Origin of the sequence: Sphingomonas hylomeconis (assembly GCF_025370105.1) — a bacterium.
Classification (GTDB): Bacteria; Pseudomonadota; Alphaproteobacteria; order Sphingomonadales; family Sphingomonadaceae; genus Sphingomonas; species Sphingomonas hylomeconis.
In genome coordinates this window covers 349,681-369,510 of the sequence record NZ_JANQBK010000001.1, presented here as the reverse complement: position 1 = coordinate 369,510, position 19,830 = coordinate 349,681, and the positions used below count along the sequence as shown (strand labels likewise).

The 19,830-nt window shown below is 69.0% G+C and carries 18 protein-coding genes; 14 read left to right on the top strand and 4 right to left on the bottom strand.

Annotated features, from left to right (window positions below; genetic code table 11):
* Nucleotides 1–104 precede the first annotated feature (104 nt).
* The 6 genes from NV401_RS01840 to NV401_RS01815 all read left to right on the top strand — a co-directional run bounded on the left by NV401_RS01840 (nucleotide 105) and on the right by NV401_RS01815 (nucleotide 5,487).
* Nucleotides 105–581 carry an RNA pyrophosphohydrolase gene (locus NV401_RS01840; protein WP_261292664.1) on the top strand — a complete coding sequence of 159 codons (477 nt, stop codon included), beginning with the start codon at nucleotides 105–107 and terminating at the stop codon, nucleotides 579–581.
* 69 nt (nucleotides 582–650) lie between these two features.
* Nucleotides 651–1,529 (top strand): DUF481 domain-containing protein, encoded by an 879-nt coding sequence (locus tag NV401_RS01835; protein WP_261292663.1) that lies wholly within the window; start codon nucleotides 651–653, stop codon nucleotides 1,527–1,529.
* A 169-nt stretch (nucleotides 1,530–1,698) separates the two neighbouring features.
* Complete coding sequence (locus tag NV401_RS01830; protein ID WP_261292662.1) at nucleotides 1,699–2,907, top strand: hydrolase; 1,209 nt, start codon at nucleotides 1,699–1,701, stop codon at nucleotides 2,905–2,907.
* A complete protein-coding gene (locus tag NV401_RS01825; RefSeq protein ID WP_261292661.1) occupies nucleotides 2,904–3,923 on the top strand; it encodes an arginine N-succinyltransferase in 1,020 nt (339 codons plus the stop codon). The genes NV401_RS01830 and NV401_RS01825 overlap by 4 nt, the downstream gene beginning before the upstream one ends.
* Nucleotide 3,924: 1 nt before the next feature.
* The gene (locus NV401_RS01820) at nucleotides 3,925–5,202 is read left to right on the top strand and encodes an N-succinylarginine dihydrolase (protein ID WP_261292660.1); all 1,278 of its coding nucleotides are present in this window, start codon (nucleotides 3,925–3,927) and stop codon (nucleotides 5,200–5,202) included.
* Nucleotides 5,203–5,268: 66 nt separating this feature from the next.
* The gene (locus NV401_RS01815; protein ID WP_261292659.1) at nucleotides 5,269–5,487 is read left to right on the top strand and encodes a hypothetical protein; all 219 of its coding nucleotides are present in this window, start codon (nucleotides 5,269–5,271) and stop codon (nucleotides 5,485–5,487) included.
* 14 nt (nucleotides 5,488–5,501) lie between these two features.
* Here the strand turns inward: NV401_RS01815 and NV401_RS01810 are convergent, their stop codons facing one another.
* Both NV401_RS01810 and NV401_RS01805 read right to left on the bottom strand, forming a co-directional pair.
* Complete coding sequence (locus NV401_RS01810) at nucleotides 5,502–6,995, bottom strand: serine hydrolase domain-containing protein (protein ID WP_380817167.1); 1,494 nt, start codon at nucleotides 6,993–6,995, stop codon at nucleotides 5,502–5,504.
* Between the two features lie 130 nt (nucleotides 6,996–7,125).
* Nucleotides 7,126–9,504 carry a membrane-bound PQQ-dependent dehydrogenase, glucose/quinate/shikimate family gene (locus tag NV401_RS01805; RefSeq protein ID WP_261292657.1) on the bottom strand — a complete coding sequence of 793 codons (2,379 nt, stop codon included), beginning with the start codon at nucleotides 9,502–9,504 and terminating at the stop codon, nucleotides 7,126–7,128.
* Nucleotides 9,505–9,656: 152 nt separating this feature from the next.
* Between NV401_RS01805 and NV401_RS01800 the strand changes: the two genes are divergently transcribed.
* Together NV401_RS01800 and NV401_RS01795 are read left to right on the top strand one after the other, a co-directional pair.
* Nucleotides 9,657–11,039 (top strand): leucyl aminopeptidase family protein, encoded by a 1,383-nt coding sequence (locus NV401_RS01800; RefSeq protein ID WP_261292656.1) that lies wholly within the window; start codon nucleotides 9,657–9,659, stop codon nucleotides 11,037–11,039.
* Nucleotides 11,040–11,121: 82 nt separating this feature from the next.
* Nucleotides 11,122–11,604 carry a DUF3606 domain-containing protein gene (locus tag NV401_RS01795; RefSeq protein ID WP_261292655.1) on the top strand — a complete coding sequence of 161 codons (483 nt, stop codon included), beginning with the start codon at nucleotides 11,122–11,124 and terminating at the stop codon, nucleotides 11,602–11,604.
* 64 nt (nucleotides 11,605–11,668) lie between these two features.
* Here NV401_RS01795 and tpiA read toward each other — a convergent pair whose 3' ends face one another.
* On the bottom strand, nucleotides 11,669–12,418 hold the full coding sequence (tpiA, locus tag NV401_RS01790) for a triose-phosphate isomerase (protein ID WP_261292654.1): 750 nt from the start codon (nucleotides 12,416–12,418) through the stop codon (nucleotides 11,669–11,671).
* A gap of 131 nt (nucleotides 12,419–12,549) precedes the next feature.
* Between tpiA and NV401_RS01785 the strand changes: the two genes are divergently transcribed.
* Nucleotides 12,550–14,499 (top strand): peptidylprolyl isomerase, encoded by a 1,950-nt coding sequence (locus NV401_RS01785; RefSeq protein ID WP_261292653.1) that lies wholly within the window; start codon nucleotides 12,550–12,552, stop codon nucleotides 14,497–14,499.
* Nucleotides 14,499–16,001 (top strand): anthranilate synthase component I family protein, encoded by a 1,503-nt coding sequence (locus NV401_RS01780; protein WP_261292652.1) that lies wholly within the window; start codon nucleotides 14,499–14,501, stop codon nucleotides 15,999–16,001. The genes NV401_RS01785 and NV401_RS01780 overlap by 1 nt, the downstream gene beginning before the upstream one ends.
* 110 nt (nucleotides 16,002–16,111) lie before the next feature.
* On the opposite strand, the gene NV401_RS01775 is transcribed toward NV401_RS01780, so the two are convergent.
* Nucleotides 16,112–16,540, bottom strand: coding sequence for a hypothetical protein (locus NV401_RS01775; protein WP_261292651.1), 429 nt, complete (start codon nucleotides 16,538–16,540; stop codon nucleotides 16,112–16,114).
* Nucleotides 16,541–16,655: 115 nt separating this feature from the next.
* On the opposite strand from NV401_RS01775, the gene NV401_RS01770 reads away from it, so the two are divergent.
* The 4 genes from NV401_RS01770 (at nucleotide 16,656) to moaC (ending at nucleotide 19,623) form a co-directional block, all read left to right on the top strand.
* Complete coding sequence (locus NV401_RS01770) at nucleotides 16,656–17,240, top strand: anthranilate synthase component II (protein ID WP_261292650.1); 585 nt, start codon at nucleotides 16,656–16,658, stop codon at nucleotides 17,238–17,240.
* On the top strand, nucleotides 17,237–18,232 hold the full coding sequence (trpD, locus tag NV401_RS01765) for an anthranilate phosphoribosyltransferase (RefSeq protein WP_261292649.1): 996 nt from the start codon (nucleotides 17,237–17,239) through the stop codon (nucleotides 18,230–18,232). Before NV401_RS01770 ends, trpD begins: the two co-directional genes overlap by 4 nt.
* A complete protein-coding gene (gene trpC, locus NV401_RS01760; protein ID WP_261292648.1) occupies nucleotides 18,229–19,014 on the top strand; it encodes an indole-3-glycerol phosphate synthase TrpC in 786 nt (261 codons plus the stop codon). The genes trpD and trpC overlap by 4 nt, the downstream gene beginning before the upstream one ends.
* Nucleotides 19,015–19,146: 132 nt before the next feature.
* A complete protein-coding gene (gene moaC / locus NV401_RS01755; RefSeq protein ID WP_261292647.1) occupies nucleotides 19,147–19,623 on the top strand; it encodes a cyclic pyranopterin monophosphate synthase MoaC in 477 nt (158 codons plus the stop codon).
* The last annotated feature ends 207 nt before the right edge of the window (nucleotides 19,624–19,830 follow it).

Below are 19,830 nucleotides of genomic sequence, written 5' to 3'. Positions count from 1 at the left end.
GAGCTCCGGCTCCTGCTTCCGCAGAGGCCCGGTAGCGTATCGGCCCAGGGCTCGGTATCGCCGTTCCGCATACCGCCGGGCCAACAGCTGAATCGGGTTATCAGATGAGTCATTCCACCCTGCCCTACCGGCCGTGCGCCGGCATGATGCTGCTCAATGCGCACGGCGACGTGTTCGTCGGGCAGCGAATCGATACCTCGATGGAGGCGTGGCAGATGCCGCAGGGGGGAATCGACGACGGCGAGGATGCCGAGACCGCCGCGCTGCGCGAGCTGGGCGAGGAGATCGGCGTCACGCCCGACAAGGTCGCGCTGATCGCGGTCGCGCCGCAGGAATTCTATTATGACCTGCCCGACGAGCTGATCGGCAAGGTGTGGAAGGGCAAATATCGCGGTCAGGTGCAGCGCTGGTTCCTGTACCGCTTCCTGGGGCAGGACAGCGACATCGACATCGCCACCAAGCATCAGGAATTCCGCGCCTGGCGCTGGATCGCGCCCGCCGACCTGCCGCAGCTGATCGTGCCGTTCAAGCGCGAGCTCTACCGACAGGTGCTCGCCGCCTTCGCCGACCAGCTCGCCTAGCGGCGAACCGAGCCCGAAGCGCGACGGATTTGGTATACCGATGCGCCTCACCGGGCTATCCCCTACGGCATGCGCGCTTTGTTGCTTCTTTCGCCGCTGTTGCTGGCCAATGCGGATATCCCGGGACCGGTGAAGGCGATGCTCGACGCGGCGATCGCCGCCGGCAACCCGTCCGAAGTGGCGATCGTCGAGAAATATGCCCGCAGCGCGGCGCCCGACAGCGCCGACGCGATCAGCCATATCGCCAACAGCTGGCGCACCGAGCGCGAGAATGCCCGGCTGGCGAAGCTGCGCGCGGCGGGGCCGTGGGAATTGTGGACCGGCAATGCCGAGGTCGGCGGCTATCTGACCACCGGCAATACCGACAATATCGGGGTCAGCGGGGCGCTCAACCTGCAGCGCGAGACGCTGCGCTGGCGCCACAAATTGCGGCTCGCGGCGGATTATCAGGAGAGCCTCGGCCTGGTCAGCCGCGAACATTATCTTGCCGCATACGAGCCGAACTTCAAATTCTCGCCGCGCGGCTATGTCTACGGCGCCGCGCAATATGAGAGCGACCGCTTCCTCGGCTATTACGATCGCTATTCCGCGTCGCTCGGCGCGGGTTACAATGCGATCAAGCAGGACGGCGTGACGCTCGACGTCGAACTGGGCCCGGCCTTCCGCCACACCGAATTTACCGATTCGACGATCGAAAGCAGCATGGCGGCGCGCGGCTCGCTCGATTTCGATCTCAAACTGTCGAACGCGGTATCGTTCAGTCAGGACGCATCGGCCTATGTGCAGCGCGCCAACAGCACCGTTTCGAGCACCACCGCGCTCAACGCCAAGCTGATCGGGCCGCTGGCGGCAAAACTGTCGTACAGCGTGCAATATGAAAGCATGCCGCCGATCGGGCGCGTGAGCACCGATACGACGAGCCGGGCGGCGTTGGTGTATAGCTTTTAGCTCCCCCGCAGCGTCATCCTGAACTTGCTTCAGGATCGATCGGGCGGCTTGGTCGTGCGGTCTGGGGTGAGGGTCGCCATTGCGGCACAATGGATCCTGAAACGCGTTCAGGATGACGGTTTGGGGCGGGGGGTGGAGCAAAGCCATTTGACCGGTTAGACCCGCCCGGATGACGGACCTCTCGACGATCGAACGCGACCTCCTGGACACCGCGCGCGCGCAGCCGATGCTGGCGCAGGTCGAGGCATGGGCGGCGATCAATTCCGGCACGCGCAACCTCGCCGGCCTTGCGACCGTCGCCGGCATGCTGGCCGATGCCTTCGCCGTGCTGCCGGGCACGATCGACCTCGTCACCCCCGCCGCGGCCGAAAGCGTCGCCGCCGACGGCGCGGTCTCGGCGATCGAGCATGGCCGGCATCTGCACCTTGCCGTCCGCCCGGAGGCCCCGGTGCAGATGCTGTTCACCGGTCATATGGACACGGTGTATCCGGTCGATCATCCGTTCCAGGCGCTGACCTGGCTGGCCGACGGGACGCTCAACGGCCCGGGCGTCGCCGACATGAAGAGCGGGCTTGCGATCATGCTGGCGGCGCTGACCGCGATCGAGCGATCGCCGCTGGCACTACGGATCGGCTATGAGGTGGTGATCAATTCCGACGAGGAAACGGGATCCTTCTCCTCCGCCGCGTTGATCGCCCAGGCCGCGCGCGGCAAGAGCGCGGCGCTGACCTACGAACCGGCGCTGCCCGATGGTACGCTGGCCGGTGCGCGCGGCGGCACGGGCAATTTTTCGATCGTCGTGCACGGGCGCAGCGCGCATGCCGGGCGCAACCCGGAGGACGGGCGCAACGCGATCGTTGCCGCCGCCGATATCGCGCTGCGGCTGAATAAGGCGCGCGGGCCGCGCCTGGCGGTCAATCCCGCGCGGATCGAGGGCGGCGGGCCCAACAATGTGGTGCCCGACCTCGCCGTGCTGCGCGTCAATTTCCGCCCCGCCACGCTCGACGACATCGCCCGCGCGCAGGCGCATATCGACAGCGCGGTGGCGATGGTCGCCGCCGAGCATGACGTGCGCATCGAACTGCACGGCAGCTTCAACCGACCGCCCAAGCCGATCGACGATGGGGCGGCGAAACTGTTCGAACTGGTCCGCCAGGCGGGCGGCGATCTCGGCCTGGCGATCGCCTGGGCGCATACCGGCGGGGTGTGCGACGGCAACAATATTGCCGCGTGCGGCGTGCCGGTGATCGACACGATGGGCGCGCGCGGCGGCGCGATCCATTCGCCACAGGAATTTCTCATCCCCGACAGCCTGCCGGAGCGCGCCGCGCTGTCGGCGCTCACCATCGCGCGGATCATCACCAAGGGCCTGCAATGACGTTTCGGATCCGTGCCGCGCATGACGGCGACCTGCAACCGCTGTACGAAATGGCCAAGCTGACCGGCGGTGGCTTCACCAACCTGCCCGCCGATCGCAAATCGCTGCGCGCCAAACTGGAGCGCAGCCACCAGGCGTTCGCGCGCATCGACGACGGTACGCTGACCGACGAGACGTTCGTGCTGGTGCTGGAAAATGTCGAGACCGGCGATGTGCGCGGCACCTGCCAGCTGTTCACGCATGTCGGGCAGCGCTTTCCGTTCTACAGCTACCGGCTCGGCAACCTCACGCAGCACAGCAAGGAACTGAGCCGCACGTTCCGCGCCGACATGCTGTCGCTGAGCACCGATCTGGAAGGCTGCAGCGAAGTCGGCGGGCTGTTCCTGCACCCGGGCGAACGCGCCGGCGGTCTCGGCATGCTGCTCGCGCGCAGCCGCTATCTGTTCATCGCGCAGCACCGCGCGCGCTTTGCCGATCGCATCCTGGCGGAACTGCGCGGGGTGATCGACGAAGCGGGCGGATCGCCGTTCTGGGATGGCCTGGCCGGGCGCTTCTTCGGGATGAATTTCCAGGATGCGGATCATTTCAACGCGATCCACGGCCACCAGTTCATCGCCGATCTGTTTCCCAAACACCCGATCTACACCGCGATGCTCAGCGAGAGCGCGCGCGCGGCGATCGGCCTGCCGCACCCGAGCGGCCGCGCGGCAATGCGCATGCTGGAGAATGAGGGCTTCGCGTTCGAGAATTACGTCGACATCTTCGACGGCGGCCCGACGATGACCGCCAAGACCGACCGCGTCCGCGCGATCTGCGAGGCGAAGCGCGATACCGTCGCGGCAGTCGACGGCGATGGCGGCGATCAGGCGCTGGTCGCAACGGGCACGCTGGCCGAATTCCGCTGCGCCTATGGCGCGGTGCAGGTCGGCGACGGCGGCATCACGATCGACGAGGCCTGCGCCGACGCGATCGACGTGCGGCCGGGCGATGCGGTGGTTCATGTGGGGCGGATCTGACATGCTCACGGAAATCAATTTCGACGGGCTGATCGGGCCGAGCCACAATTATGCTGGCCTCAGCCCCGGCAATCTCGCCGCGACCGGTAATGCCGGGCGCGTATCGCAGCCGCGCGCGGCGGCGCTGGAGGGGATCGCCAAGATGCGCGCCAATCTCGCGCTCGGGCTGACGCAGGGCATCCTGCTGCCGCATGCCCGGCCCGACCTGCCCTGGCTCGACAGCCTGGCCACGGACTATGCCACCGCCGCGCCGCATCTGCGGGCGCAGGCCATGTCGGCCTCGGCGATGTGGGCGGCCAATGCCGCGACCGTCTCCCCCGCCCCCGATGCCGCCGACGGACGCTGCCACCTGACCGTCGCGAACCTCGTGACGATGCCGCATCGCAGCCACGAATGGCCGGGCACGCTGGCGCAATTGCGCCTCGCCTTCGCCGATCCGGCATTCGCGGTGCACGGCCCCGTCCCGCCCCCGTTCGGCGACGAGGGCGCGGCGAACCATATGCGGCTGTGCGCCACGCATGACGCGCCGGGCGTCGAAGTGTTTGTCTACGGCGTCAGCGGCGGCCCGTTCCCGGCGCGGCAGCACCGCGAAGCTAGCGCGGCGGTGGCGCGGCGCCACCGGCTCGATCCGGCGCGTACGCTGTTCGTCGCCCAGTCGGAGGCGGCGATCGCCACCGGCGCGTTCCACAACGATGTCGTCGCGGTGGCCAACGAACGCGTGCTGTTCGCGCACGAACAGGCATTCGCCGACCCCGACGCTTTCTATGCCGAGCTGCGCGCGGCTTTGCCCGCGGTCGAGATCATCATCGTGCCCGCCGATCGCGTGAGCCTGGCCGATGCGGTCTCCTCCTATCTGTTCAACGCACAGCTCGTCTCGCTGCCGGCCGGCGGTGCCGCGTCCGCGCGCGGGGCAGGCATGGCGCTGATCCTGCCGAGCGAGGCGCGCGACAATGCGGCGGTATGGGGCTGGCTGCAGGAGCTGGTCGCCGGCAACGGCCCGATCCGGCAGCTGGACGTGGTCGACGTGCGCCAGTCGATGGCCAATGGCGGCGGCCCGGCCTGCCTGCGCTTGCGCGTCGTGGCCGATCCGGCGACGATCGATCCGCGCTTCCTGGTCGATGCCGCCGGGCTCGATCGCATCGCCGCGGTGGTCGAGGCGCATTGGCCGGAGCGGATCGCGATCGACGATCTCGCCGACCCGGCCCTGATCACCCGGGTGGAAGCGGCCCGCGCGGCGCTGATCGAGGCGCTCGGCATTGTCGAGTTAACTTACACTTAACCATCTTCGGCGGTGGCGCCCCCGCACGAATCCGCCATTGGCCCGGTGCTTGCTTAAGCGTCTGGCATGTGGAGAAAATTCGCCAGCCTGTTCGTCATCAAGACGAAGTTCGAAGCCTTTCTGGTAATCTATGGCCTGGGCCTCGGATCGGTCGAGCGCGGGGTGCATTACCTGCAGCAATATCCGGGCTATGGCGGCTGGCTGCTGTTCGCGGTCTGCCCGATCGCGGTGTTCATGGCCGGTGCGCGGATCCTCGATTCGCTCGACCGCCAGCACGACGATTGAGCAGGGCGGGATGATCAGGGCCGAACGGGCGCGAATTCCAGCGCCTGGATCGACAGCGCGGGCGTCGGCGCGCGCTGCACGCGGCCGCTCACCTGCCCCGTGGCGCAGGTCCAGCTGAACCGCCCCTCCATCGCCGAGATCGGCACGACCGGTTCGCGCATGGCGCACTCGCCGACCACGCCGCGCACGCCGGCGATCATCGCGCGCCAGGCCGCCACGTCATGGTCGAGCAGCACGTTGTCGGCGAGCGGCGCGGCACCGATTTCGCCCGACCGCCAGACCGCGCGCGCCGCATCATAGGCGCCGGCCAGGCCTGCGCTCACCGGGATCGCCCGGTCCGTCAGCGCCCCCGCTTTCTGCAACGCCAGCGCCGCCTGGAAGACGGGCAGCGTCGCGCCGCCATAGGTCTTGCTGGAAAAGGCGAACAGGCCGACGCCCTTGTCGGGCAACAGCATCACATAGGAGCCATAGCCGGGATAGCCGCCGGAATGCGCGACGACGCGGCCGAGATCGCAATCGTCGGTGACGAACCAGCCCATGCCGTAAGCGCGCGCCTGGCGGCACGGCGCGCCGCCGATCGCCGGATTGCGCGGCACGGCGCCGGCGAAGTTCGCGCCGGTGACGATCTCGCGCACCGTGGCGCGCTTGACCGGCCCGGCATCGGCATCGTCGCGCGCCGGCCAGGCGGCGAGCAGATAGGCGACCCATTTGGCATAGTCGGTCGCGCTGGTCTCGACCCCGCCCATCGCGCCGAACGCGCCGTCCTTCATGTCCGGTTCGCGCAGCCAGGCGCCGTCTTGCCAGCGATAGCCGATGCTGCGCCGCGCTTTGAGCGAGGCGAACACGTCATAGCCGGTCGCGCGCATGCCGAGCGGGGCCATGATCGTGCGCCGGATATAATCCTGGTAGCGCATTCCCGACACGTTGGAGATGATCCGCCCGAGCGTGGCGAAGCCGAGATTGGAATATTCCATGCCGAGGCCGGGCGCGCGGGCGAACGGCACGCCGGCGTCGAGGAAGGCGGTGAACGTCGCCTCGGGCATCACCTGCTGGCGGTCGCCCCAGGGATTGTCCTCGACGAAGCCGGCGCTGTGCGTCAGCAGGTTGCGCACGGTGATGCGCGGGCTGTCCTTGGTCGGATAGGTCCAGCCTTTGAGTTCGGGGACATAGGTTTCAGCCGGCGCGTCGAGCGAGAGCTTGCCGGCATCGCGCAGCTGCAGGATGGCAAGCGCGGTGAACGCCTTGGACATCGAGGCGATCCGGAACAGGCTGTCCGGCCCGACCGGCGTCTTGCTGTCGATATCCTGCACGCCCAGCCCCCTGACGGCGATGAGCTTGCCGTCGGCGACGATGCCGTAGACCAGGCCGGGGACGTGCGCGCTCTGCTGCCACTCGGCGAAGATCGTATCGACCGTTGCCAGCGTCGCGGCATCGGGCGCCGCCGCGGCGGCGGAAGAGGCGGTCGCCAGGCCGACGATGCCCAAGATATGACGAAACTTCACGCGCATCCCCCGCTCAAAGAGCGCGCAGCTTATGGCGCGGATCGCCCGATGTCTTCCGCAAACACCTCGCTGCCGCTTCCACGCCGAAGAGTGGGGTACCCAGGGGAAGGGGCAGACCACCGCCCCGCCCCCTCACTCACGATCTGGGCAAGGCATAGGCGATCATGCTGTCGCCGGCCGGCGTCTCCATGAAGTGATGCCCGCCGGCGAAGATCGCGAGATATTCGCGCCCGCTTTGCTCGTAGACGATCGGCGTCGCCTGGCCGCCGGCCGGCAGCGGCGCGCTCCATACGGTCTTGCCCGTCCGGAGGTCGATCGCGCGGATCAGATCGTCGGTCGCCGCGGCGATGAACACCAGCCCGCTCGCCGTCACCACGCTGCCGCCATTGTTGGGCGTGCCGATATGGAAGGGCAGATAGGAGGGGATGCCGAACGGCCCGTTCTTGCGCGCCGTGCCGAACGGGCGATCCCACAAAGTCTTGCCGGTCGCCAGATCGATCGCGCGGATCCCGCCATAAGGCGGCTGCTTGCACAGCATGCCGGTCCACGGCACGCGCCAGCCGGCATTGACGTTGACGGCATAGGGCGATTCCCACTGCGGATCGATCGAGTGCGAGGTCGAGGACGACTTGCCCGGCGTCATGAAGCGCGGCAGCACGCCCAATTTGGTCGCCTCGGCCCGCGGGACCAGCTTCACATAGTTCGGCATGTCGTTGTAATTGGCGATCATGATGCCGCGCACGGGATCCACCGAGACACCGCCCCAATCGCTGCCGCCATTATAGCCGGGATATTCGACCGAGCGTTTGCCGACGCTCGGCGGCGTGAAGAAGCCGCGGTAATCGGCGCGGCGGAACTGGATCCGGCAGAACAATTGGTCGATCGGCGACATGCCCCACATATCGCGCTCGGTGAGCACCGGCTTGCGCAGCGTATGCCACAGCGACACGATCTGCGTCGGCGCGCGTTCCGCCGGCTCGACGCCGCCGCCCGGCGCCTGCACCGTGCCGATCGGCGTCAGCGGCTTGCCCGTCGCGCGATCGAGCACGTAGAAATCGCCCTGCTTGGTCGGCACGACGATCGCCGGCACGCCCTTATAATCGACCAGCGTCGCCTGGCTGCCGAAATCGTAATCCCACACGTCCTTCTTGACCGCCTGGAAGGTCCAGCGCGGCTTGCCGGTATTGACGTCCAGCGCGACCAGCGACGTGGCGAACTGGTTTTCCTGGGGACTGCGATGGCTGCTCAGATAATCGTTCGCCGCATTGCCCATCGGGACATAGGCGAGTCCCAGCCGCTCGTCGCCCGAGGCGCCGGTCCAGCTGTTCGGCGTGCCGCGCGACCAGGACTGGCCGGCCGGCGGATAGCCGGTCCATTCGGGGTGCATCATGTCCCACGCCCAGCGCAACTTGCCGGTGACCATGTCGAAGCCCTGGATCACGCCGGACGGCGCATTCTTGGTCTGGCCGTCGAGGATCTGGTGGCCGACCACCGCCACGCCCTGCACCACGGTCGGCGCGGAGTTGATCGAGGCATAGCCGGGATAGACATCGCCCATGCCGATCTTGGTATCGGTCTGGCCGTTGGTGCCGAAGCCGGGGCACGGACGACCGTCCAGCGCGTCGACCGCGATGAGCCGCGAATCGAGCGTGCCTTCGACGATGCGCGTCGCGCAGAGACTGCCCTGCGGCGCATTGGGCACGGCATAATAGACCACGCCGCGGCAGGCGGTGGTGTACGGGATCCAGTCGTCCGGCACTTTCGGATCGAAGCGCCAGGCCTGCTTGCCGGTCGCCGGATCGAGCGCGACGATGACGTTCTTGGCGGTGCAGGTGTAGAGCAGGTTGCCGACCTTGAGCGGCGTATTCTCGGTGCCGTATAATTTGGTGAATTGCGGATCGGTCGGCAGCCCGCCGGTGTGCGTCTCCCACACTTTTTCGAGCTTGCCGACATTGTCGAGGCTGATCTGCGTCAGCGGCGAATAGCGCCGCGCGCTCGTCGTGCCGCCATAGGCCGGCCAGTCCGCGCCGGTCGCCTGACCTGACGGATCGACCATGCCCGGCGCGCTCTGCCCCGGCAGCGCGGCGATCGCGGTCGTATCGCGCATGCCGAGCACCCCGAAGAACAGCGCCCCGATGACCGCCACCGCGCCGGCACCGATCAGTCCGCGCTTCCAGCGACCGCTGCGCTGCTCGAGCGTCGGCATTACCAGCAACGCGGCGATCAGCAGGACCAGCGGGGCAACGACGCGCGGCACCAGCGGCCAGGGATCGAGCCCGACCTCCCACATCGCCCACAGGAAGGTGAGCACGAAGATCGCGACATAGAGCCACACGCCTGCGATCCGCCCGCGGACCAGCAGCACGCCGGACGCAATCATCGCCAGCCCGGTAAGGACGTAATAGAGCGAGCCGCTGGATACGGCGAGCACCACGCCGCCCACCGCCAGCACGATTCCAATCAGCCCGATCACGATCCCGAGTATCGCGGCGGGCCAGCGGCGGCGGTTCGGCATGATAGCAGTGTCCCAGCAACAAAAAGTTACAAGCGCAACGGAACCACGCCGAGTTGGTTCCGCCTTTTGAAACCTGCGTTTACCGCGCGGGCGATCGCGTGCCGTGGCGCGCGGTTGGCAAAGCGGGGGCGCTTTGCGCTAGAGCGTGGGACATGACCGATTTTGCCTCGCTGCTTCAGCCCGACCGCGGCCAGCCCGCCCGCCGCATCCATGTGGTCCATCCCGACGCCTTTGCCGGGTGGCTCGGCGCCCAGCCGCAGCGCACCCGCACTGCGGTCACCGCGCACCGCCTGACCGGCAAGGCGGGCGATCGCGCGGTGCTGCCCGGCGACGCGGCGGACGACTGGGCGATGCTGCTGGTGTGCAACGAAGGCCAGGGCTCGCCGTGGCGCATCGCCTCGCTCGGCGCGCAACTGCCCGAAGGCAGCTATCGGCTGGCGGACGGCGAACCGGGCGCGGCCATGCTCGGCTGGCTGCTCGCGCAGCATCGCTTCGATCGCTATAAAAAGGGTGACGCGACCGGCCCGCGCGTGCTGCTCACCGGCGAGCCGGGGCGGATCGACGAGACGGTGCGGCTTGCCGCGGCGACCGCGCTGGTGCGCGATCTGGTCGACACGCCGGCCGCCGACATGGGGCCGGCGGAGCTGGAGGCCGAAGCGGCAAAGCTTGCCGCGGTCCACGGCGCGACGCTGACGGTCACCAAGGGCGCGCCGCTCGCCCAGGGCTATCCGATGATCCATGCCGTCGGCCAGGCTGCGGCAAGCGACCGCGCGCCACGGCTGATCGAGCTCGAATGGGGCGATCCCAGCCACCCGCGGCTCGCGCTGATCGGCAAGGGCGTGACGTTCGATACCGGCGGGCTCAACATCAAGCCCGGCAGCGGCATGGCGGCGATGAAGAAGGACATGGGGGGTGCGGCGCACGCGCTCGCGCTCGCCGGGCTGGTGATGGCTGCGCGGCTCAAGGTGCGGCTGCACCTGCTGATCCCCGCGGTCGAGAACAGCATCGCCGGCAACGCCTTCCGCCCGGGTGACGTGCTGCGCTCGCGCGCCGGGCTGACGGTCGAGAATACCAATACTGACGCCGAAGGCCGGCTGGTGCTCGGCGATGCGCTGACCAAGGCGGGCGAGGCCAGGCCCGATCTGATCATCGATTACGCCACGCTGACTGGCGCTGCGCGCGTCGCGCTGGGCCCCGATCTGCCCGCCACGTTCAGCAACGACGATGCGCTGGCCGAGGCGCTGCTCGCCGCAGGCCGCGAGGTCGGCGATCCGCTGTGGCGGCTGCCGCTATGGGACGGCTATGACAGCATGCTCAAATCGAGCATCGCCGACATGGTCAATTCGGCCGAGGGCGGCTTTGCCGGTGCGACCACCGCCGCCTTGTTCCTGCGGAGGTTCGTGCCAGCGAACACGCCGTGGATCCATTTCGATACCTTCGCCTGGCGGCCAGCGGCCAAGCCGGGCCGGCCGAAGGGCGGCGACGCGCTCGGGCTGCGCGCGGCCTGGGCGTTGCTCAAGGGGCGTTACGCATAAAGTAGGGCGCGAACAGCTGCAGCGGGCCAACAGCGTCGCACGCGAAACGAAACTCTGCCCGCCGCAGTGCGTTAAGCGCGACATGACACATCAGCCCCCCGTGCCCGAAGCGGCGCAGTCGCCCTATCCGCTGCAACCAGCGGCCCACAATGACGGCGCCAAGCTCGTCGCCACGCCGGCGCCGGACCCGTCCGTCGCGATCGAGCCCACGGTGCTGGCGCAGCTCGCCGGAATCGGCGCGGCGTTCATCGGCTCGGCGGCGCTGGCCGCCTGGTATTTCCGTCGTGGCAAGAAGCAGGCGCCGGCCACGCGCAAATCGGGCACCCGCAAGACCGCCGCGCCCAAGACCGCGGCCCGCACATCCGCCCCGCGCAAGGCCGCAACCACGCGCGCAACGCCACGCAAATCCTCCGACGCCGCGCTCGTCGCAAGCGGCCAGCCCTATGAAGTCAGCTATTTCGCCCGCAAGCACGGCCTGAGCACCGATGCGGTGCGCGACATCTTCAAGGAAGCCGGCCCGAGCCGCGCGAAGGCCAACGCACTCGCCAAAGAACGCAAGGGCTGAACGCCTCCGGCTCCTGACCCGGCAATGGCCGGAGCAGGAGCCGCATGACTAACGCCGACAACGGCTAGCCGAGCGCCACGGCCGCCTCGATGATCGGCACGAATTTCGCCGCACTCAGACTGGCGCCGCCGACGAGCGCGCCGTCGACATCACCCGCGCCGAGCAGTTCGGCGGCGTTGTCGCCGGTCACCGACCCGCCATAGAGCAAGCGCATCGCATCCGCCTCCGGCCCGATCAGCGTGCGCAGCGTCGCGCGGATCGCGGCGTGCATCGATGCCACGTCGGCGACGGTCGGCGTCCGCCCGGTGCCGATCGCCCAGACCGGCTCATAGGCGATCGACAGCCAGTCCGCCGCCGCCCCCGCGGGCAGTGACCCGGTCAACTGCCCCGCCACCACCGCCTCGGCCTGGCCGGCGTCGCGCTCGGCCAGCGTTTCGCCGACGCACAGGATCGCGCGCAGCCCCCCTCCCCGCAGCGCCTCGGCCTTGGCCTTCACCTGGGCATCGGTCTCGTGATTGTCCGCGCGCCGCTCGCTGTGCCCGACAATCGAGAATTGGGCGCCGGCCTCGGCGATCATCGCGACCGAGAGGCAGCCGGTATGCGCGCCGCTGGGCGCCGCGTGCACGTCCTGCGCGCCGATCGTCAGGCCGGGCGCGGCGGCGCCCGCCGGCGCGATCAGCGTCGCTGGCAGCGCAATCGCCACGTCCACGTTGCCCGCCTGCTGCGCCGCCAGCGCGATCGCGCTGAGTTCGCCCAGCGTCGCCCGCGCCCCGTTCATCTTCCAATTGCCTGCCACCAGCCTGCGTCGCGCCATGCCCGAACCCTCTCCACTATCCTGCCCATGGCGATAGAGCGCGGCTTGCCGCCTGCGCAACCTTGAAGCCTAGAGATGCTGCCCGTAAAGCGGCTCCACGAACTTCACGCACCGCAACAGATCGGTCCTCCATGCTCAGTGTCATCCGCCGCCTGATCCATTCCAAGGTCGGCCTGGTCATCACCTTCGGCTTTCTCGCGATCATCGGCCTGGCCTTTGCCGCGACCGACATCACCGGGCTGCAATCGACCGGCGCGCCGTCCGGCGATTCGGTCGTCACGGTTGGCAAGGCCAAGCTGTCCGGCACCGAGCTGCGCGCGCGCGCGCAGGACGCGCTCGAATCCTATCGCCAGCAGCAGCCCAATCTCGACATGGGGCAGTTCGTTTCCGGCGGCGGGCTGGAAGCAACGATGAACCAGCTTGTCGCGGGGCTCGCGCTCGAACAGTTCGGCCGCGATGCCGGCTTCGTCGTCAGCAAGCGCTCGGTCGATGGCCAGATCGCCAGCATCCCGGCGCTGCAGGGCACCGACGGCACATTCAGCCAGTTGCTGTACGATCGCCTGCTGCAGGAGCGCAAACTGACCGACGCGCAGGTGCGCGCCGACATCACGCGCGAGACGATCGCCCGCCAGATGATCCTGCCGACGATCGGCGCCAGCCAGGTGCCATCGCAGCTTGCCTTGCCCTATGCCTCGCTGTCGCTGGAGAAGCGCGAAGGCCAGATCGGCATCATTCCGACGCGCGCCATCCCCGCCGGCCCGGCGCCGACCGACGCCGAGCTCGCCGCCTGGTACAAGCGCAACATCGCGCGCTACACGATCCCCGAGCGCCGCATCGTGCGCTATGCCGTCGTCACCGGCGACCAGATCAAGGCGCAGACCACGCCGAGCGAGGCGGAGCTGACCGCCGCCTACCAATCGCAGCGCGCATCGTTCGAACCGAGCGAGAAGCGCACGTTCCAGCAGGTGATCGTCTCCGATCAGGCGGCCGCCAACGCCATTGCTGCCAAGCTCAAGGCCGGCACCGCGATCGCCGAGGCGGCGCGCGCCGCCGGGCTCGAGCCGAGCACGTTCACCGCCACCGATAAGGCAACCTACGCCAAGCAGAGCAACGCCGCCGTCGTCGAGGCGATCTTCGGCGCGGCCAAGGGCGGCATCGTCGGCCCGGTGCGCGGGCCGCTCGGCTACACCGTCGCCAGGATCGACGATGTCGTGCAGGTGCCGGGCAAGACGTTCGCCCAGGCGCGCACCGAGTTGCTCGCCGCGGTGACCAAGGAAAAGACCCAGCAGGTGCTCGGCAAGATCCACGACGCGATCGACGATGCCGCGGCCAATCGCGCGACGTTCGACGAGATCGTCGCCGACCAGAAGCTCGAAGCGCGCACCACCCCGCCGCTGCTCGGCGATGGGCGCGATCCGAGCAACCCGGCGATCAAGGCCGCACCGGACTTCGTCCCCGTGGTTGCCGCCGCCTTCGCCGCGGAGCAGGGCGATGCGCCGCAGATGGTGCCGCTCGGCACCGATGGCGGCTTCGCCGTGGTGTCGCTCGGCCGCGTCGTCGCGCCCGCCGCGCCGCCGCTCGGCGAAGTCCGTGCCGTCGTCGCGCGCGATCTGGCGCTCGACAAGGCGCGGCGCCAGGCCCGTGCGATCGCCGCCGGGATCGTCGCCAAGGCGGGCAAGGGCGGCTCCTTCCCCGCATTGTTCGCCGCCAGCGGGGTCAAGACGCCGCCGCTCCAGCCGATGAAGGCGGGGCGCGCGCAGCTGGCCGCCAACCCGCGCGGCGCGCCGCCCCCGCTGACGCTGTTGTTCAGCATGTCCGAAGGCACGACCAAGCTGCTCGAGGCGCCGAACAACGAGGGCTGGTTCGTCGTGCATCTCGATCGCATCGAGCGCGGCAATGCCGCCGGGCAAAAGGCCGTGATCGATCAGCAGCGCGCGACGATCGGCCAGTCGGTCGGGCGCGAATATGCCGAACAGTTCACCCAGGCGGTGCAGGCCAAGATCGGCGTCAAGAAGAACGACAAGGGCATCGCCGCGCTCAAGGCCGAGCTCGGCGGCGCGGCCAGCGCCCGCCTGCCCTGATGGCCGATCAGGAGGCGGCCCGCGCGCTCGCCGAGGGCCGGCCGGCACTGGTCTGGCGCCGGCAGATCGCGGATACCGAGACGCCGGTCGCCGCCGCGCTGAAGCTGATCGAGCCGGGGCGCGGCGATTTCCTGCTCGAATCGGTTGAGGGCGGCGCGATCCGCGGCCGGCACAGCCTGATCGGGCTCGCCCCCGATCTGGTGTTCCGCGCGCATGGCAGCAGCGCCGAGATCAATCGCGACTGGCTCGGCGACAAAACGGCGTTCGCCCCCTGCGCCGCGCCGACGCTCGAGGCCCTGCGCACGCTGGTCGCCGATTGCCGGATGGACGTGCCGGCAGCGCTGCCGCGCGCGCTGGCCTGCCTGGTCGGCTATTTCGGCTATGAGACGGTCGGGCTGGTCGAGCGGCTCGACGTGCCGGCGGGCGATGCGCTCGGCGTGCCCGACATGATGTTCGTGCGGCCGACGGTGGTGCTGATCTTCGACCGGCTGGCCGATGCGCTGTTCCTGGTCGCGCCGGTCTGGCCGGACGCTGCGCGCGATCCCGCCGCGATCGTCGCCGAGGCCGAGGAACGGATCGACGCGGTCGCCGCCAAGCTCGCCTCGGCCGGGCTGCCCGAACCGGTGCGGCTCGCCGATCCCGCGATCCCGCAGCAGACGCCTGCGCTCGCCCCCGGCCGCTATGCCGAGATGGTCGCCACCGCGCAGGACTATATCCGCGCCGGCGACATCTTCCAGGTCGTGCTGGCGCAGCGCTTCACCGCGCCCTTCCCGCTGCCGCCGATCGAACTGTACCGCGCGCTGCGGCGGATCAATCCCTCGCCGTTCCTCTACCATCTCGATCTGCCGGGCTTCTCGCTGACCGGATCGAGCCCCGAGATCCTGGTGCGCGTGCGCGACGGCGAGGTGACGATCCGCCCGATCGCCGGCACCCGCCCTCGCGGCAGGACGCCGGCCGAGGACGCGGCCAACCGTGCCGAACTGCTCGCCGACCCCAAGGAGCGCGCGGAACACCTGATGCTGCTCGATCTCGGCCGCAACGATACCGGCCGGGTCTCCGCCGCGGGCACGGTGACGGTGACCGACAGCTATACGGTCGAGCTGTACAGCCATGTGATGCACATCGTGTCGAACGTCGTCGGGCGACTGTCGGACGAGCATGACGCGATCGACGCGCTGCTCGCCGGCTTCCCCGCCGGCACGGTGAGCGGCGCGCCGAAGGTGCGCGCGTGCCAGATCATCGCCGAACTGGAGCCGGAAAAGCGCGGCGCCTATGCCGGCGGCGTGGGCTATTTCTCGCCCGACGGATCGATGGACAGCTGCATCGTGCTGCGCACCGCCCTGGTCAAAGACGGCGTGATGCACGTCCAGGCCGGTGCCGGGATCGTCGCCGACAGCGATCCGGCATCGGAACAGCGCGAATGCGAAGCGAAGGCCGGCGCGCTGTTCGCCGCCGCGCGCGAAGCGATCGCACGCGCCGGCGAAAGCGGGTTCGGGCAGTAAACTCGAGCCCGTCATCCTGACGGACGTCAGGATCCATCGCGCCTCATGTCCGATCGTTTGCGGGGCGGCATGGATCCTGACGTTCGTCAGGATGACGGCCGTTTAGGTGGTCACGGCGTCGAATCGGCGATGCGCTTCTTCTCGCGCTTCTCGGCGGCGTAATTGCGCAGCAGCTTCTGCGTGCAGCCGGTCTGACCACCCGAGCCAACCGGCGAGCAGGTATCGGGCAGGCCCGCCGCCTCGCGGCCGACCTCGTCCATCGTCGCGGCGCGGTTGACCCAGCTCTGCTGCACCGCATCGGGCTTCGATTCGCGCAGCGCCTTGGGGATGCGGTACGGCTCTTCGACCGTACCGCAGACGACGACCTCGTCGTCCGTCGTCGCGGTCGGGCATTTCTCGCCGCGCTGCAGCTGCACGTTGCGGATGCGCTGCACCGCCTTGCCGCTTTCCGCCTGCTGCGCGGCATTGGAGGTCTGCTGCTGGGCCAGCCCGGCGCCCGGCGCGGCGAGCAGAGCGATGGCGAGCGATAGGCGGATCATGATCGGCAAACTCCTGTTTCACGCTCAACGTGTATGGCCGTGGATTGCTCCACCCTGAATGATCGCCGAACGCGGCGCTGTTGCGCGGCCCTGCGCTTAGGCTATGGCGGCGACCATGATCCTGGTCATCGACAATTACGACAGTTTCACCTGGAACCTGGTCCATTACCTGATGGAGCTCGGCGCCGAGACGAAGGTCGTGCGCAACGATTCGCTCACCGTGCGCGATGCGATCGAGAGCAATGCGCAGGCCTTCCTGATCTCGCCCGGCCCCCGCACGCCGCGCGATGCCGGGATCAGCCTCGATCTCGTCGCGGCCTGCGCGGAGGCCGGCAAGCCGCTGCTCGGCGTGTGCCTCGGCCATCAGGCGATCGGCGAGCATTTCGGCGGCGCGGTCGTGCGCGGCGGGCTGATGCACGGCAAGACATCGCCGGTCACGCATGACGGCACCGGCCTGTTCGAGGGCCTGCCCAGCCCGTTCACCGCGACGCGCTATCACTCGCTGATCGTCGAGGACATCCCCGCCGGCCTGATCGTCAATGCGCGCAGCGACGACGGCTCGGTGATGGGCTTCCGGCACGAGACGCTGCCGATCCACGGCGTGCAGTTCCACCCCGAGAGCATCGCCACCGAACATGGCCATGCCATGCTGGCCAACTTCCTGCGGCTGGCCGGGCTGCCGGTGCGGGAATTGGCGTGACCACGCTCACCCTGCTGCCCGATCCCGGCACGCCGCTGGCCCGCGAATCCGCCGCCCAGGCGTTCGCCGACATCCTCGACGCGCGCACCTCCGAGGAGGCGATCGCCGATTTCCTGATCGCGCTGGCCGAGCGCGGCGAAACCAGCCTCGAGATCGCCGAGGCGGCCAGGGCGCTGCGCGCGCGGCTGATCCCGATCACCGCGCCGCCGGGCACGATCGACGTGTGCGGCACCGGCGGCGACGGCCATCATACGCTCAACGTCTCGACCGCGGTCAGCCTCGTCGTCGCGGCGTGCGGCGTGCCCGTCGCCAAGCACGGCAACCGTGCCGCCTCGTCCAAGGCGGGCGCCGCGGACACGCTGGAAGCGCTCGGGCTCGACATGGAGCGCGCCGGCCGCCTCGCCCAGGCGACGCTCGACGATCTCGGCATCTGCTTCCTGTTCGCCGCCAACCATCACCCGGCGATGAAGCGCATCACGCCGATCCGCCGCCGCATCGGCCGCCGTACGATCTTCAACCTGATGGGCCCGCTGGCCAATCCGGCCCATGCCCCGCGCCAGCTGATCGGCATCGCCCGCCCCGATTATACCGCCCTCTATGCCGAGGCGCTGGAGCAGCTCGGCACCGAGGCGGCGATCGTCGTCTCGGGCGAGGAAGGGCTCGACGAACTGTCCGGCGCCGGCCCCAGCATCGTCGTCAATGTCGGCAGCGCGGCGCTCCCGACGCGCATCGCGCCCGAGGATGCCGGCCTGCCGCGCCACCCGATCGCCGCGATCCATGGCGGCGATCCGGCCTTCAACGCCGCCGCGCTGCGCCGCCTGCTGCACGGCGAGACCGGCGGCTATCGCGATGCGGTGCTGCTCAACGCCGCCGCCGCGCTGATCGTGGCCGGCCACAGCGCCGCCCTGCCAGATGCCGCCGCCGCTGCCGCGGAAACGCTCGATGACGGCCGGGCCAATGCCCTGCTCGACGCCTGGATCGCCTATTCATGACCGACATTCTCGACCGCATCCTGGAAACGAAGCGCGCCGAAGTCGCCGCGCGGAAAGCGACGATCCGTCTGGCCGATCTCGACGCCCGCGCCGCGCAGCAAAGCGCCCCGCGGGGCTTTCGCGCCGCGCTCGACGCCAAGGCCGGCACCGGCCATGCGCTGATCGCCGAGATCAAGAAGGCCAGCCCGTCCAAGGGGCTGATCCGCGCCGATTTCGATCCGCCGGCGCATGCCCGTGCCTATCAGGCCGGCGGCGCCGCCTGTCTGTCGGTGCTGACCGACGAGCCGTGGTTCCAGGGCGCCGACTCGTATCTAACCGAGGCGCGCGACGCCTGCACGCTGCCGGTGCTGCGCAAGGATTTCATGATCGATCCGTGGCAGGCGCCCGAAGCGCGCGCGATCGGCGCCGACGCGATCCTGCTGATCATGGCCGCGCTCGATGACGCCTTGCTCGCCGAGATCGAGGCCAGCGCGATCGAGTGCGGCATGGACGTGCTGGTCGAGGTGCACGACCGGCGCGAGCTGGACCGCGCGATGAAGCTCAAATCCCGGCTGATCGGCGTTAACAACCGCAACCTGCGCGACTTCACGGTCGATTTCGCGCGGACCTACGACCTGGTCTCGAAAGCGCCCAAGGACTGCACCTTCGTCGCCGAAAGCGGCCTCACCACCCGCGCGGATCTTGACGCGATGGCCGAGCATGGCGTGAAATGCTTCCTGATCGGCGAAGCGCTGATGCGGCAGGACGATGTCGAAGCGGCGACGCGGGCGCTGGTGGGCTGATTTCCCGCTCTACCACCCCGGCGCACGCCGGGGCCCAGTAGCGAGACGATTATGGGCGCGTGCAGCGCCCCGTGACATCAACCCTCCCGACTGGGCCCCGGCGTCCGCCGGGGTGGTAGCAGGACGAAGCGCATGACCGACCTCACCCATCTCGACTCCGCCGGCGCCGCGCACATGGTCGACGTCTCGAACAAGCAAGTGACCGCGCGCGAAGCGACCGCCACCGGCCGCATCACCATGTCCGCGCAAGCCGCCACCGCTATCCGCACCGGCGCCGCCGCCAAGGGCGATGTGCTCGCCGTGGCGCGGATCGCCGGGATCATGGCCGCCAAGCGCACCAGCGACCTGATCCCGCTCTGCCACCCGCTGCCGCTGACGCGCGTGGCGATTGAGCTGGTCACCGACGAGACCGGCGTCACCGCCACCGCGACCGCGCGCACCGACGGCAAGACGGGCGTCGAGATGGAAGCGCTGACCGCGGTCTCCGTCACGCTGCTGACGATCTACGACATGGCCAAGGCGATCGACAAAGCCATGCAGATTGACGGCGTGCGCCTGCTGACCAAGACCGGCGGGAAATCGGGCGACTGGCGCGCCGAACCCGCCTGAGTTGCCGTCATCCTGACGAAAGTCAGGATCCATCGTGCCCCACGTCCGATCGCCCGAGAGGCGAAATGGATCCTGACGTCCGTCAGGATGACGGCGCATGAAAAAGGGCGGCGCGCCGAACCTGCCTGAATTGTCGTCATCCTGACCAACGTCAGGATCCATCGTGCCCCACGTCCGATCGCCCGAGACGCGAAATGGATCCTGACT